The organism is Blautia sp. HA8986 (assembly GCF_056504635.1).
Map to the genome: position 1 here is coordinate 242052 of NZ_JBWLUQ010000001.1, position 13877 is coordinate 255928.

General features: G+C 43.6%; 14 protein-coding genes. 12 read left to right on the top strand and 2 right to left on the bottom strand.

Annotated elements, in window-relative coordinates; translation table 11 throughout:
* The first annotated feature begins 9 nt into the window (after positions 1-9).
* From pabB to AC04Q4_RS01035, 9 genes are all read left to right on the top strand, one after another.
* Positions 10-1413 carry an aminodeoxychorismate synthase component I gene (pabB, locus tag AC04Q4_RS00995; RefSeq protein WP_476388306.1) on the top strand — a complete coding sequence of 468 codons (1404 nt, stop codon included), beginning with the start codon at positions 10-12 and terminating at the stop codon, positions 1411-1413.
* Positions 1414-1483: 70 nt separating this feature from the next.
* On the top strand, positions 1484-2260 hold the full coding sequence (locus AC04Q4_RS01000) for an aminotransferase class IV (RefSeq protein ID WP_476388307.1): 777 nt from the start codon (positions 1484-1486) through the stop codon (positions 2258-2260).
* 301 nt (positions 2261-2561) lie between these two features.
* On the top strand, positions 2562-3473 hold the full coding sequence (gene pfkB / locus AC04Q4_RS01005; protein WP_173738673.1) for a 1-phosphofructokinase: 912 nt from the start codon (positions 2562-2564) through the stop codon (positions 3471-3473).
* A 20-nt stretch (positions 3474-3493) separates the two neighbouring features.
* Positions 3494-5407, top strand: a complete 1914-nt coding sequence (locus AC04Q4_RS01010) for a fructose-specific PTS transporter subunit EIIC (RefSeq protein WP_195454772.1) — start codon at positions 3494-3496, stop codon at positions 5405-5407.
* A gap of 29 nt (positions 5408-5436) precedes the next feature.
* The gene (locus AC04Q4_RS01015) at positions 5437-5694 is read left to right on the top strand and encodes an HPr family phosphocarrier protein (protein ID WP_015525831.1); all 258 of its coding nucleotides are present in this window, start codon (positions 5437-5439) and stop codon (positions 5692-5694) included.
* Positions 5695-5763: 69 nt separating this feature from the next.
* Positions 5764-6507 carry a DeoR family transcriptional regulator gene (locus AC04Q4_RS01020; protein WP_476388308.1) on the top strand — a complete coding sequence of 248 codons (744 nt, stop codon included), beginning with the start codon at positions 5764-5766 and terminating at the stop codon, positions 6505-6507.
* A 32-nt stretch (positions 6508-6539) separates the two neighbouring features.
* Positions 6540-7268 (top strand): tRNA (N6-threonylcarbamoyladenosine(37)-N6)-methyltransferase TrmO, encoded by a 729-nt coding sequence (gene tsaA / locus AC04Q4_RS01025; RefSeq protein WP_476388309.1) that lies wholly within the window; start codon positions 6540-6542, stop codon positions 7266-7268.
* 133 nt (positions 7269-7401) lie between these two features.
* Entirely contained in the window at positions 7402-7683 is a 282-nt protein-coding gene (locus AC04Q4_RS01030; RefSeq protein WP_015525835.1) for a DUF2325 domain-containing protein, read from the top strand.
* A 220-nt stretch (positions 7684-7903) separates the two neighbouring features.
* Positions 7904-9223 (top strand): aspartate kinase, encoded by a 1320-nt coding sequence (locus AC04Q4_RS01035; RefSeq protein ID WP_119240481.1) that lies wholly within the window; start codon positions 7904-7906, stop codon positions 9221-9223.
* 566 nt (positions 9224-9789) lie between these two features.
* On the opposite strand, the gene AC04Q4_RS01040 is transcribed toward AC04Q4_RS01035, so the two are convergent.
* Positions 9790-10497 carry a hypothetical protein gene (locus AC04Q4_RS01040; protein WP_476388310.1) on the bottom strand — a complete coding sequence of 236 codons (708 nt, stop codon included), beginning with the start codon at positions 10495-10497 and terminating at the stop codon, positions 9790-9792.
* Positions 10498-10845: 348 nt separating this feature from the next.
* Between AC04Q4_RS01040 and AC04Q4_RS01045 the strand changes: the two genes are divergently transcribed.
* Positions 10846-11064 (top strand): hypothetical protein, encoded by a 219-nt coding sequence (locus tag AC04Q4_RS01045; RefSeq protein ID WP_476388311.1) that lies wholly within the window; start codon positions 10846-10848, stop codon positions 11062-11064.
* 32 nt (positions 11065-11096) lie between these two features.
* Positions 11097-11459, top strand: coding sequence for a hypothetical protein (locus tag AC04Q4_RS01050; protein WP_173738667.1), 363 nt, complete (start codon positions 11097-11099; stop codon positions 11457-11459).
* Positions 11460-11543: 84 nt separating this feature from the next.
* On the opposite strand, the gene mobQ is transcribed toward AC04Q4_RS01050, so the two are convergent.
* Positions 11544-13319 carry a MobQ family relaxase gene (gene mobQ / locus AC04Q4_RS01055; protein WP_476388312.1) on the bottom strand — a complete coding sequence of 592 codons (1776 nt, stop codon included), beginning with the start codon at positions 13317-13319 and terminating at the stop codon, positions 11544-11546.
* Positions 13320-13479: 160 nt separating this feature from the next.
* On the opposite strand from mobQ, the gene AC04Q4_RS01060 reads away from it, so the two are divergent.
* Entirely contained in the window at positions 13480-13866 is a 387-nt protein-coding gene (locus tag AC04Q4_RS01060) for a hypothetical protein (protein ID WP_476388313.1), read from the top strand.
* Positions 13867-13877: the final 11 nt, after the last annotated feature.

Genomic DNA, 13877 nt, shown 5'->3' on the forward strand with positions numbered 1-13877 from the left:
GAGTAAAACATGTATAATAATCAGCGTATCATAAAAGAACTGAAACCATACATTCCGGCAGCAGATATCTTCCGCATCTACGAGAAAGAAGCAGGGTGTGCTTTTCTGGATTCTTCCCTTGTAAATGATCTGGGGCGGTACTCTATTATAGGAAGAGCTCCCTATCTCAAACTGGTAAAAGACGGAGACGCATTTACAGTTAACGGAAAACCTGAAACGGGAAAAACATTCGAAGATTACATGCGGGAATATCTTAATACACATGAGGATAAGAATGAATGTCCGCTGCCGATCGTATCCGGTGCGATAGGATATTTTTCCTATGATTATGGAAGAGAACAGATGGGAGTTCCTACAGGAGAAAAAGATCTTGTGACGATCCCGGAAGCAGTACTGACATTTTATGACTGTTTTATCGTGGAAGACTGCAGGGAAAAAAGAACTTATCTTGTGACCAACGGAATCACAGGGAATGCCCCGGAGCTGATCCGGTCAATGGAAAAAGAGATTCAGGAAAATGTGAAATTTGGTAAGATATCAGTATCAGAGGCAGAGAAAAAGATAACTGATCCGGTTTCTCACCGTGAGAAATTTAAGATTCAGGTTCACCCAAACTTTGAAAAAGAAGAGTACAAACAGGCTGTAGACCGAATGATCCGTTATATCATAGAAGGAGATATTTACATCGCTAATATGACTCAGCAGCTGACCATTGAAAGCGAAAAGCAGCCTCTGGATGTTTTTTATGACCTTCGAAAAAACAATCCTTCACCATTTGGCGGATATATGGATTTCGGAGATTATCAGATCATCTGTGCATCTCCGGAACGTTTTCTGAAAATGAAAGACCGTCATGTAAATACCCGTCCGATAAAAGGAACCCGAAAACGTGGTGCAACACTTGAGGAAGACGAAATGCTCCGGAAGGAACTGGAAGATTCCGGAAAAGATAAAAGTGAGCTTCTGATGATCGTAGATCTAGAACGAAATGATCTGAACCGGGTATGCACGCCTGGAAGTGTAAAAGTAACAGAACTTTTTACAGTGGAAGCTTATGCAACGGTTTTTCATCTGGTATCTGATATAGAAGGAACACTTGCAGATGACAAAAACGTTATGGATCTTCTGGAAGCTGCATTTCCGGGCGGTTCCATCACAGGTGCACCGAAATACCGGGCTATGGAGATCATTGACGAGCTGGAGCATGGTAAACGTAATCTTTACACAGGTTCTATCGGATATCTGACACTGGATGGAAGCTGTGATTTCAATATTGTGATCCGTACAGCACTTCATAAGGAAGGAAAATATCATCTTGGTGTTGGGGGCGGGATCACTGCAGAGTCAGATCTGGAATTTGAATATGAAGAAACTTTGCAGAAAGCCAAAGCAATCCTGGAGGCGTTGCAGTAGCAAACGCGGATGATCTTATTGGACAGTACAGGAGCACAATGCGTGGATATAAGAAAAGAGGAGAACATATATGAACGTGATACTGGACGAATGTTTTCAGTTTGGTCTTGGAGCTTTTGAAACAATAGGGATCGAGCAGGGAGCCCCCATACTTCTGGAAAAGCATCTGAAAAGACTGGAGCGTGCAGCTGCATTCCTGAATCTAGGTGATCTTGCAGAGCGGGGCATCACAGCGCAGAAGATCGTAAAGTATCTGGAAGAACAGAAAGCGCAGAAAGAAGTACAGGATGAATTTGGAAATCTGGAACACTGCGGATTAAAGGTGATGCTCACAAAAGAAAACGAAGTTTTTTCTCTGCGTGCCAATCATTATACACCTGAGAAATATGAGAAGGGTTTTTACATGGATATCAGTGAGGTAAAACGAAATGAAACTTCTCCGTTGGTATATCATAAGACTATGAATTACGGAGACTGTATCCTGGAAAAAAGAAATGCTGCGGCTGCTGGAATAGACGAGAGACTTTTTCTTAATACAAAGGAGCAGATTTCGGAAGGAACTGTGAGTAATGTTTTTTTTGTGCGAAAAGGTGTGATCTGCACACCGGAAGTCAGCTGCGGTCTTCTTCCCGGAATCCTGCGGGAGTATCTCTGTGAAAGTGAAGAGGTAAGAGAAACAGATATCTATGTTCGGGATCTGAAATGGTATCAGGAATGTTTTGTGACCAATTCTCTGATGGGAATCATGCCGGTACGTCAGATCGGAGGAGTTCGGTTTGAAGAGGATACGGTGACGAAAGAGCTGATGAAAAAATATCAGAAGAATATTTATCTTCACTGTATATGAATGAACGTGAACGAAATGGGTAAAAATTAGAAAAATAAATATGTTGATTTATTGATATAACTGGAATGACAATAAAATACAGTCAAAAACATTCAAATAAGATCAGAATAAAAGTGTGTTGACCTGGAAAAACTAGGTATGATGCACTTTTTTTGTGCAAACTCAACCAAAATCAGTCATAAATTTTGTGAACTAGTTTGATTGACTTTGAATGAATTTGGAAGTATACTAAGTTCAACAAATGAGAAACAACAAAAAGCGGTCAGAAAGCTGCAATTATAGAAATATGGGAGGAGAAAAAATGATCTGCACAGTTACTTTTAATCCATCTCTGGACTATATCGTTTCAGTGGAAGATTTTAAACTTGGACTTACCAACAGAACCAGTTCCGAGCTGATGCTTCCGGGCGGAAAGGGAATCAACGTTTCCACAGTGCTGATGAATCTTGGAATCGAGAATACAGCACTTGGCTTCATGGCTGGATTTGTAGGAGATGAGATTGTAAGAAAGCTCAGGGAAATGGGAGTGAAATCCGATTTTATCAAAATCCCGGAGGGCGTTTCCAGAATCAATCTGAAACTGAAATCCATTGACGGAACTGAGATCAACGGAATGGGACCCAAGATCAGCAGTGATAAAGTTCAGGAGCTGATGGAGAAGCTTGATACCCTGAAAGAAGGAGATGTACTTTTTCTTGCAGGAAGCATACCATCCTCCATGCCGGATGATATGTACGAGAAGATCATGGCGAGGCTGGACGGAAAAGGTGTAATGATCGTTGTGGATGCAACAAGAGATCTTCTTGTGAATGTACTGAAATATCATCCGTTCCTTGTGAAACCCAACAACCATGAACTGGGAGAAATCTTCGGGGTGGAACTTAAAACCCGTCAGGATGTGATACCTTATGGAAAGAAACTCCAGGAAAAAGGTGCCAGAAACGTATTAATTTCCATGGCCGGTGAAGGTGCTGTCCTGGTAGCAGAGGACGGACAGGTATTTGAGAAACCGGCACCAAAGGGAATACTGGTAAATGGTGTAGGAGCAGGAGATTCCATGGTAGCAGGCTTTATGGCAGGCTGGATGGAAAAACAGAATTATGAGCACGCATTCCATATGGGAATTTCCGCAGGAAGCGCAAGTGCATTTTCTGAAAATCTTGCCACAAAGGAAGAGGTTCAGGCTGTATATAAACAGGTAACAGAGGGGTAAGGAAGAAAGGAGAAGGAAAGATGAGAATCACAGACCTGCTCGATAAACGGAGCATTTCACTGGATGCAGCACCGAAGAGTAAATCCGAAGCTTTGGATATGGCCGTTGATCTTATGGTAAAGAGCGAGAAGATCAGCGACAGAGAAGCTTATCGGAAACAGGTATACTTAAGAGAGGAAGAGAGCACAACAGGAATCGGTGAGGGAATCGCCATTCCTCATGGAAAATGTGACGCAGTAAAGAAACCGGGACTTGCAGCCATGGTTGTAAAAAACGGCGTGGAGTTCGAAGCTCTGGACGATGAGCCGGTTACACTGCTTTTTCTGATCGCAGCACCGAATACAGAAGACAATATTCATCTGGATGTACTCAGCAAACTTTCTGTAATGCTGATGGATGACAATTTTACAGAGTCCTTACGTAATGCAGGGTCTGTAGACGAATTTATGGAGATCATCGACAAGGCAGACGATGAGAAGAAGGATATTGATGAGAGACTGGCAGACACTGGAAGTTCCGAAGGAGCCAGAGCCAGGTTGCTGGCAGTTACTTCCTGCCCGACAGGTATTGCCCACACCTACATGGCAGCAGAAGGACTGGAAAAAGCAGCCAAGGCGAAAGATTGCTTCATTAAAATAGAAACAAGAGGCTCCGGCGGAGCAAAAAATGTACTTACTGACAAAGAGATCCAGGAAGCAGACTGTATTATCGTGGCAGCAGATGCCAAAGTTCCGATGGATCGTTTCGACGGAAAGAAAGTCATCGAATGTCAGGTTTCCGATGGAATCAGCAAAGCAGACCAGCTTGTGGAACGTGCGATTTCCGGAGATGTTCCGGTATATCATGCGGCAGCAGGCAGTCAGAGTTCTTCCTCAAATGCAAAAGCAGGCGGCGGAGCAGGACACAAGATCTACATGCAGCTGATGAACGGTGTATCTCATATGCTTCCGTTGGTTGTTGGCGGCGGTATTCTGATTGCTCTTGCATTTCTGATCGATGGCTTAAGCGTAGATTTAAGTTCCCTTCCGGCAGACCAGAGAGCAAACTTTGGTACTATCACACCAGTAGCAGCTGTTCTGAAACATATTGGTGATACAGCATTTGGCTTCATGCTTCCTGTGCTGGCCGGCTTTATCGCAATGGCAATCGGTGACAGACCTGCACTTGCAGTTGGTCTTGTAGGCGGTATGATCGCAGCAAACGGAAAGTCCGGTTTCCTGGGAGCTCTTCTCGCAGGTTTCCTTGCAGGATATCTGATTCTTGCACTTCGTAAAGTTTGTGATAAACTTCCGGAAGCACTGGAAAAAATCGCACCTGTACTGATCTATCCGGTTGTTGGTGTCCTTCTTATGGGACTTTGCATGACATTCATCGTAGAGCCGATCATGGGCGGCATCAACACAGGATTAAATAATGCCTTGACAGGTATGGGAAATTCAAGTAAAGTAATTTTAGGACTGGTTCTTGGCGGAATGATGGCCATTGATATGGGTGGCCCATTCAACAAAGCAGCATATGTATTTGGTACAGCTGCAATTGCAGCAGGTAACTACGATATCATGGCAGCAGTTATGGTAGGAGGTATGACTCCTCCGTGTGCGATCGCACTTGCATCTCTGCTGTTCAGGGATAAATTTACAAAAGAAGAGCGTGAGGCAGGACCAACTAACTTTATCATGGGACTTGCATTTATCACAGAGGGAGCGATTCCTTTTGCGGCATCTGACCCGATCCATGTACTTCCGTCCTGTATCGTTGGTTCCGCAGTAGCAGGAGCAATCTCCATGTTCTTTAACTGTACACTGATGGCACCTCACGGTGGAATCTTCGTATTCCCGGTTGTAGGCAATGCGCTGATGTACCTGGTTGCACTGGTAGCCGGAACTCTGATCTCAGCAGTACTTCTTGGTGTGCTGAAGAAGAAAGTCGCTTAAAATAAAAAAATAATCTGGAGGATAAAGAAATGAAAGAATTCAAGTATGTAGTAACAGATAACGAAGGAATCCATGCACGTCCGGCCGGAGAGCTTGTGAAGCTTGTAAAAGGTTTCGAGTCCAAGATCACAATCGAGAAAGACGGCAAGACAGTAGAGTGCAGAAAACTTCTTGCACTTATGGGACTTGGCGTAAAGAAAGGTCATGAGGTTACTTTCACATTCGATGGTGCAGACGAGGATGCAGCATACGAGGCAGTAAGCAAATTCATGCAGGAGAACCTGTAATCCCTGAATGAAGAATAAGAAACATCCCGGTCTGGTGATCGGGATGTTTTTTTGAAGGAGGAAAAGAAGATGCTGACGGAACAGAGATATGAAATTATCCTCGATCTTCTCAGAGAAAAAAAGAGCGTTACAGTGACGGAGCTGAAAGATATTCTGGATGCCTCAGAGTCCACAGTCCGAAGAGATATCACGGCACTCTATAAAGCAGGCAGGCTTACCAGGGTTTTTGGCGGTGCGGTAGCTCTGGAACATACAGTGAACGCCTATGAACCTACAGTAGCACAGAAATCCGAACTGAACACTGAAGAAAAAAAGAAGATTGCGGCTTATGCGGCATCTCTGATACAGCCGGAGGATTTTGTGTATCTGGATGCCGGAACCACCACGGGATATATGCTGGAGTATCTGGAAGGCTCAGGAGCTACTTTTGTGACCAATGGTGTTTCCCATGCGAGAACGCTGGCACAGATGGGAGTCAGGGTACTTCTGCTCGGTGGAGAACTGAAAGGTTCTACAGAAGCTGTGATCGGAAGCCAGGCCATGCAAATGCTGAAGAATTACCATTTTACCAAAGGATTTTTCGGAACTAACGGAATGACACAGAAAGAAGGCTTTACAACACCGGAGGCAAATGAGGCACTGGTGAAACGTACCGCTATGGAGCAATGCCTGGAGAAATATGTGGTATCAGACAGCTCCAAGTTCGGACAGATCAGCGCAGTGACATTCTTTGCATTTGAGGGAGCAGAGATTCTGACAGAAAGCTGTTCAAGAGAATATAAAGACTGTCGAAATATTCAGGTTGTATCATAAGCAGACAAAACGGTTCAGGAGAGGTGAAAGGAATGGAAAATAAAAAGAATTCCGAGTATCCTGGAAAAGGGGAAACAGATATGAAGATAATTGCAAGGATCAGGAGTGATTTTCCGACGAAATTCGGGATTCCCCGCCAGAGCGGCCGCGTGGAGGGACTGACAGCCCGGATCGTTTTTGAACCGGAATACAGAGTACGTGAGGCTGTGAAAGGTCTGGAGGACTTTTCACATATTTGGCTGATCTGGGAATTTTCGGAGGCTGTACGTGAGAAATGGTCTCCCACGGTACGGCCGCCACGCCTTGGCGGAAACGGGAGGATGGGCGTGTTTGCCACCAGATCTCCATTTCGACCTAATTCTATAGGTCTTTCCTGTGTAAAACTGGAACAGATCGATCTTAAGTGTAAGGAGGGACCGGTACTGGTTGTGTCAGGGGCAGATCTTATGGACGGTACGCCGATCTTTGATATCAAACCGTATATCCCAGCAGCAGACTGCCATCCGGAAGCACTGGGAGGATTTGCGGAAAAAGTAGAACAGCATTTTCTGAAGGTGGAGATTCCACAAAAATGGGCGGCCATGATCCCGGAGGAGAAGCTGGAAGCATTAAAGGGAGTTCTCAGGGAAGATCCAAGACCAGCCTACCAGAAAGATTCCCGTAGGATCTACGGAATGCCTTTTGCAGGGATGGATGTTCACTTCCAGGTGAAGGACGGTGTACTTTCTGTATGCGGCATTACAGAATATAAAAATAATTAAAATTACCTTTGACAAACTTTTTAAGACATGGTATTATAATAAAGAGTTAGCAAGTGCTAACTCGATATTTTAAACCATGAGTTAGTTTGAAATAACCATATAAAAAGTTCAGGAATCAAAGGAGAGTGAAATTATGAGCGTTGTAATTGTAGGCGGTAATGAAAGAATGGTATGTCAGTATGAGGATATCTGCAAAGGGTTCGGATGTAAGGCAAAAGTTTTTGCAAAAGAAAAAGGAGCCATGAAGAAAAAAATCGGTGTGCCGGATCTGATGATTCTTTTCACAAGTACAGTTTCCCACAAAATGGTTAACTGCGCAGTAGAAGAAGCAAAGAAAAAATCAATCCCCGTATGTCGCTGCCATACAAGCAGCGCTGCAGCTCTTGAGAATATCCTGAAGCAGTACTGTGCATAAGAAACAGGTTTTATGAGCCTTTTCTCTTGTATAATTTGACTTTTTTTGCAGAAATTGGCGGAAAGACTTGCAAAATCATGAGTTTTTCAATAAAATAGCCATAGGTTTCTGTGGTAAAGCGTTGCAGTGAGATATGAACTGAAAAGCAACGCAGGAAGTCGAAATGCTGCCGTTTGGAAAATGAACAGCAGTATCGAAATTACAGGTGAGAGGTGTTATCATGAAAAAAGTTGTAAAATTCGGTGGAAGTTCTCTTGCAAATGCAGAGCAGTTTCAGAAAGTCGGCGATATCATCCGCAGCGATGAGAGCCGCCGCTATGTTGTTCCGTCAGCTCCGGGAAAGAGATTTGACGAAGACATCAAGGTAACGGATATGCTTTACGGATGCTATGATGCAGCTTCCAAGGGAGAGGATTTCTCCGATAAGCTGAAAGCGATCAAAGAGAGATATTATGAGATTATCAAAGGTCTTGGCCTGACGCTTTCCCTTGAGGATGAGTTCAAGAAGATTGAGGAGGATTTCCGTGCACAGGCAGGAATCCAGTATGCGGCATCCAGAGGAGAGTTCCTTAATGGTAAGATCATGGCTGCATATCTTGGATATGATTTTGTAGATGCGGCTTCTGTGATCCGTTTTGACAAGAACGGTAATCTGGAAGCTGAGGAGACCAACAAGCTCCTTTCGAAAAAACTCAGCAAATGCCAGAGTGCAGTAATCCCGGGATTCTACGGTGCATGCGCAGACGGCACAGTTAAGACATTTTCCAGGGGCGGATCTGATGTAACAGGATCCCTTGTTGCAAAAGCGATCCACGCAGATATCTATGAGAACTGGACAGATGTTTCCGGTTTCCTTGTAACAGATCCGCGTATTGTACATAATCCGGAACCGATCGAGGCGATCACATACAGAGAGCTCCGTGAGCTTTCCTACATGGGAGCTACCGTTCTTCATGAAGATGCGATTTTCCCTGTCCGTAAAGAGGGAATCCCGATAAATATCCGCAACACAAACAGTCCGGAAGACAAAGGTACTCTTATTGTAGAGAGCACCTGCAAGAAACCGAAATTTACTATCACAGGTATTGCAGGTAAGAAGGGCTTCTGCTCTATCAATATTGAGAAATCCATGATGAACAGCGAGATTGGCTTTGGCCGTAAAGTTCTTCAGGTATTTGAGGATCAGGGTATCAGCTTTGAGCATGTACCGTCCGGTATTGATACCATGACAGTATATGTTCATCAGGATGAGTTTGAAGAGAAAGAACAGCAGGTCATCGCAGGCATTCACCGTCTGGTACAGCCTGATTTTGTTGAGATGGAGTCCGATCTTGCACTGATCGCAGTTGTAGGAAGAGGAATGAAATCTCAGAGAGGCACAGCAGGAAGAATTTTCTCTGCCCTTGCTCATGCCAATGTAAATGTGAAGATGATCGATCAGGGATCCAGTGAGCTGAATATCATCATCGGTGTAGAGAACCGCGACTTCGAGAAGGCTGTCAGAGCAATCTACGATATTTTTGTTCTGACACGGATCTGATTCTGTTTACAGGATCATAGCAAGAAAGGGTTCCGATAGCTGTTGAAATTTTATCAGGACAGCAGAAGAATTGAACATTTAAAATCCGCTGCAGGGGATACGGAAACGTAAACTCCGGAGCGGATTTTTTATGTTATTTTCCAAAAAAAATCCAAACAAATCTGACAGAATTTCCAAAAAAAAGACAAAAGATATTGTACATTGTGTCGAAACCCCAAAATCGCTTGAAATAAGGCTCTCTGCGTCCTCAAAATTCGACTGGCAACAGTTTGGCAACACCCCCTGTTGCATGTAAGAAATGTCAAAAAGAGACAGTGCCAATAGTCAGCAGTAATTGGTGATGTCTTTCAATCTGTGGAAAGATATGCGGAAAAAGAGGTGATGTGAGAGGAAAAACAGCAGTATTTAAAGAATTTGTTAATTTATATGGTTAAGTACAATGTGTACACACATTTATATATAAAGGCTAGGAGAACAGCGTGCAGCATTCTCTTAGCCTTATTTTTTAATTCACATATAATTAGTATTGCACCAGACAAAAACAGCGGAACAATCTATGAGTTAAATTATTTGAAAATAATTGTACATTCTTCTGTCTGCGTTGTTTTCTGATTATATGTATAGACGGTCAAAAAGGTATTTCTTTTTGTAATTTTAAATGTTTTTCCGTTCTTGACCCAGATTCCCATTTCACTACCTTTTGGATTGTTGATTTTACGGATTCCTGAGACATACCATCCGTTCTTGCTATTAACTTGTAATTTTATGTTTTTATTTTTGTATTTGTTGTAACTCAACGTATAGTTTGCGTTTTTGTTAAATTTGGATGTCAGGTTCAGAGAACCGATTTTGAGAGATGATAATGGGTTTACATATTTTTTTACTGTAACTTTTTGTTTGTAAATATTTTTTCCGCACTTGTAGGAAATAATAGCAGTTCCTGTTTTTTTTGCTTTCATAAAATATGAAGAAAAAGAGACAGGATTTTTCTGATACAGAGGATAGGCTTTTCTGGAAACAAGGCTTACCACTGAAGTATTAGAGGATTTGTAAGAAGAAACGCCCTGGTTCATGTAGACGTCAGTGTTTAATGCTGTTTCATTTGCTGTAGCAAATGCTCTTCTGCTTGCGGTGTAGGACAATGATTTTGAGGAATACAGGGTAAGTACCTGGGCTGGCTTGGAAATGGTTTTTGCCTGTACGCATACAGAACCTGACAGAATCAATGTCAAAGCAAGAAGTGTGATTAAAAGTTGTTTAATGTGTTTTTTCATACCTAAATTCTCCTTTGCAGTATATTTATAGTATCATTATATTCCTGTTTTACACATTTTCAAGTGTCAAGACGTAATTATTAAAAAGATGAGAAAATCCAGCATATTACTGTTGAAATCCAAAAGAAAGGAGAAGCAAATATGCGGAAAATCAAATTTGGATAAATCTACAAATATAAAGAGTATATAAATTTTTGCGGGTTATTTTTCGGAGCGTAACCTTTTCCGCAAAAATTTGAATTGTGGATTTCTTTGTGACATAATGGATTTGTAAGCAAAAAGAACTCGCGAGTGAAACCATAAAAACTGTTTTCCCGGAAGGGACTTATTGATAGAGGAGGTACATTTATGTACGAGAATTATGTTGAATTAAATAATAACATCGTGAAAATCTGTGATTGTTTTACTGCCCCAGAGGATGCAGGAGATATAAGGGTAGGAGGGGAAATCAGCAGGATTGTCCGCAGAGCATTTCTTTATAGATTCATGAGTTATGTAACAGATGATTGTGAGAATAAAGGAATGGATGAAAAGGAAATAAATTCTGTGAACCAGGGAGTTATTTAGTATCTCCATCGCGACCTTTAGAATTTACTATCATGAATGCAAAAGAGATGAAGAAGGGCGAGACATCCCTGGAAGGAGATGCGGTACGGAAAAAGAAGGATATTTTATTTAATATGTTCAGCCTGTATGCGCAGCGTTATATCCTTCTGGATATCTGGAAGGAGGATGCAAAAGAGAGTGATTCTTCAAAAGAACTTTTGGAAAAAGCGCAGAAACTGTTTGCATATTCTGAAAGTGAAGATGACCCAAGAGACAAAAGAGCACAGGAGATTTACACAGACATTTCCGATTATCTCGAAAATCAGCCGATGGAGTTTTGGGAAACCGTGGATTGCCGGAGAGGGAAACTGGAAGATTTATTATGTGAAGCATATGATAAAGTCTATGGAAAATAAGTTCCCGGATTTCGGGGTGTAATAAGAAGGGAGAGCAGTTGTGTGGGCTGTTCTCCCTTTTTGGTGGAATCAAATTGCAATGAATTAATAATTCCGCCCTTGGTTTTCGCTTACAGTCTTTTGCGTAGATTGCTCCATCCGCTCCAGCAGATATCCGGCCCGGCCAGCCAGGTAGAGGGTATGGTTCAGGGCATAATCGGTTTTATGTAAGATTCGGTCAAATGTCTCGGTTTTTACCTTGCCGGTCCGTTTACGGATATGGTCAGAAGTCCGCTGTCCGTAAATATCAGACCACCTTTTTCTACGTTCCCGGAAGTCGGCCAGGTGTGAGACATCATCCGGTATCTGACCGCATAGTTTTTCATATCGGCGGGTATGCTCCTGTATCTGTTCCTCGCAGGCGGAAATCTTCTGGTCCAGCATCTGCAAGTCGGATTCCATCTGTGCCAGCATCCTGGCCTTGGTTTCGTAGTCTTGGATATCGGAAAAGCCTTCCTCGTTCAGAATCCTTCCCAGCCGTTCCTGACGGAAGCGGATGCCTTCTTCCTCTGCCTGGATTGAGGCTTCTATCTCATCAGGACGGCTGCTCCAGGCAGGGAAATTTCCTTCCAGTTCTTTCTTGAGTGTGGAAATGTTTTTTTGAGCCTGCCGGTCTCGTTCCTGGACATTCTCCCGGGCTGCTTTTACACGGATGACTGATTCCTGGAGAGACTGCGCTGTTTTCTGGATATATTCCTGTTGTGTCTGGAAGTCCTCCAGGTCATACCGGGCAGAGAGGATTTCCCCCCGCAGCCAGCCCATGCGCTCTGCAATGGATTCGTAGAGTTGGTCATTCTTTTGTTTTATCTCTGCTTCCAGTTCATTCAGAGTCTGGCGGATTTCCTGATTCTTTTTATTTAGTTTTTTGATATCTTCATTAATCTGATATTGCTGGGAATTGGTCTGTTTTGCCCCATGAGGGCCAAGATGGATGCCGGCGATATCATCCAGATCCTGTGCTTGATAAGAGCGGCAGTCCACCCTTTCTGGTATGCCTGCACGTTCCAGGGCCTGGTTTACATGTTCTTCCCAGGATTTCCGCCAGGAAAAGATGGCATCCGTGGAGTTCCAGTACTTCATCTTCGGATTCTCCCGTCCGTAGGGAGTGGAGCGGGGATTGCTGGATGCCCTCACCAGGTTTTCCAGGTAGGCCTCAGAGGGTGTCAGCCAGATTTTTTCCCGGCCTTTGAAGTACGGGTACTGTTTTTCCCAGCCATCCGCCTTGGCCTGGATAAATTCCTCGGCGGTAAAGGCTGCGGTCTCTCCCTGGCGTTTGCAGAGATATTCTTTCTGTGTCTTTGGCTGCCAGTTCCCATTTTTATCCAGGGGCCGCATGGTCAAAAGGATGTGTGCATGAGGGTTCTGGAAAATCATGTCTTTTTCATCCTTCGTTGGCTGGCCGTTCCGGTCAACAGGGATATGCTGCTCATTGGTGACAGGCGGATTGTGGATGCTGAAATCGGCGACCATGCCCTGAGAAACAAAAGCATCCTGGACAAATCCCTGTACCAGTTGGAGGTTTTCCTCCGGTGTCAGTTCATTTGGAAGGGCAATCATGACCTCTTTGGCGAGTCTGGCCCTCCGGTCTTTTTCTGCCTCTTCTACAGAGTTCCACAGATATCCCCGGTCCTGAAACTCTTTCGGCGCATGTTCCGGCAGCACGATTTCGCTGTGTGTCACCCATTTTTTCTTGGTGTAGTCCTCCATGATTCCGGTGTACTGATTTTCTATTTTACTTGCAGAACGGTAGGCGGCTGCGGCCACAACACTTTTTCCGTCATTCCGTTTGATTACCTGCATATGGAATTGAAAGATTGCCATAGATAAAATCACCTCGTTTTTTATTTTTCAATATGGAGAATCCGGGGCAGGATAAAATTTTTTTCATTCTGTTTTTTATCTTCTCTTTTTTTCTGCATACTGTAAGTGCTGGTAAGGAAGAAACCTTATCAACGAAAATAAAACATAAGGAGTTGAGAACATGAGAGGAAAGCAACTTGCAGGAGCCACGGACCAGAAACTGCGGGTCCTGCTCACCTATAAGGGGTCAGCCCCGGCCGATAGTGAGATTCAGGATGATTACATATCTCTTAATCTGGAGGCTGACGGGAGACCGGAGCCGGCAGCCGCGGCAGTGGTCAATTTTCCGGTGATGGAAGGAGAAAGAGTCTTGTTCATCCATTCCCTGGATGCAGGTGATAACAAGGCAAGGGAGCACCTGCTGGGCGTGATAGAGGATTTTGCCAGGAAGAGGGGATATCCGGCTGTTTACATCCATACCGGGAAACAGAAGAAGCATTTTTTAAAGAAGAATGGATTTAAAGGGATTTCGGAAAAACCGATTGCCAGGAAGGTCCTGGAACCATGAAAGACTGGCTG

Excerpts from the sequence above, each read along its gene's own strand:
- pabB (WP_476388306.1), top strand. The coding sequence starts at position 10 with ATGTATAATAATCAGCGTATCATAAAAGAACTGAAACCATACATTCCG.
- AC04Q4_RS01000 (WP_476388307.1), top strand. The coding sequence starts at position 1,484 with ATGAACGTGATACTGGACGAATGTTTTCAGTTTGGTCTTGGAGCTTTT.
- pfkB (WP_173738673.1), top strand. The coding sequence starts at position 2,562 with ATGATCTGCACAGTTACTTTTAATCCATCTCTGGACTATATCGTTTCA.
- AC04Q4_RS01010 (WP_195454772.1), top strand. The coding sequence starts at position 3,494 with ATGAGAATCACAGACCTGCTCGATAAACGGAGCATTTCACTGGATGCA.
- AC04Q4_RS01015 (WP_015525831.1), top strand. The coding sequence starts at position 5,437 with ATGAAAGAATTCAAGTATGTAGTAACAGATAACGAAGGAATCCATGCA.
- AC04Q4_RS01020 (WP_476388308.1), top strand. The coding sequence starts at position 5,764 with ATGCTGACGGAACAGAGATATGAAATTATCCTCGATCTTCTCAGAGAA.
- tsaA (WP_476388309.1), top strand. The coding sequence starts at position 6,540 with ATGGAAAATAAAAAGAATTCCGAGTATCCTGGAAAAGGGGAAACAGAT.
- AC04Q4_RS01030 (WP_015525835.1), top strand. The coding sequence starts at position 7,402 with ATGAGCGTTGTAATTGTAGGCGGTAATGAAAGAATGGTATGTCAGTAT.
- AC04Q4_RS01035 (WP_119240481.1), top strand. The coding sequence starts at position 7,904 with ATGAAAAAAGTTGTAAAATTCGGTGGAAGTTCTCTTGCAAATGCAGAG.
- AC04Q4_RS01040 (WP_476388310.1), bottom strand. The coding sequence starts at position 10,497 with ATGAAAAAACACATTAAACAACTTTTAATCACACTTCTTGCTTTGACA.
- AC04Q4_RS01045 (WP_476388311.1), top strand. The coding sequence starts at position 10,846 with ATGTACGAGAATTATGTTGAATTAAATAATAACATCGTGAAAATCTGT.
- AC04Q4_RS01050 (WP_173738667.1), top strand. The coding sequence starts at position 11,097 with ATGAATGCAAAAGAGATGAAGAAGGGCGAGACATCCCTGGAAGGAGAT.
- mobQ (WP_476388312.1), bottom strand. The coding sequence starts at position 13,319 with ATGGCAATCTTTCAATTCCATATGCAGGTAATCAAACGGAATGACGGA.
- AC04Q4_RS01060 (WP_476388313.1), top strand. The coding sequence starts at position 13,480 with ATGAGAGGAAAGCAACTTGCAGGAGCCACGGACCAGAAACTGCGGGTC.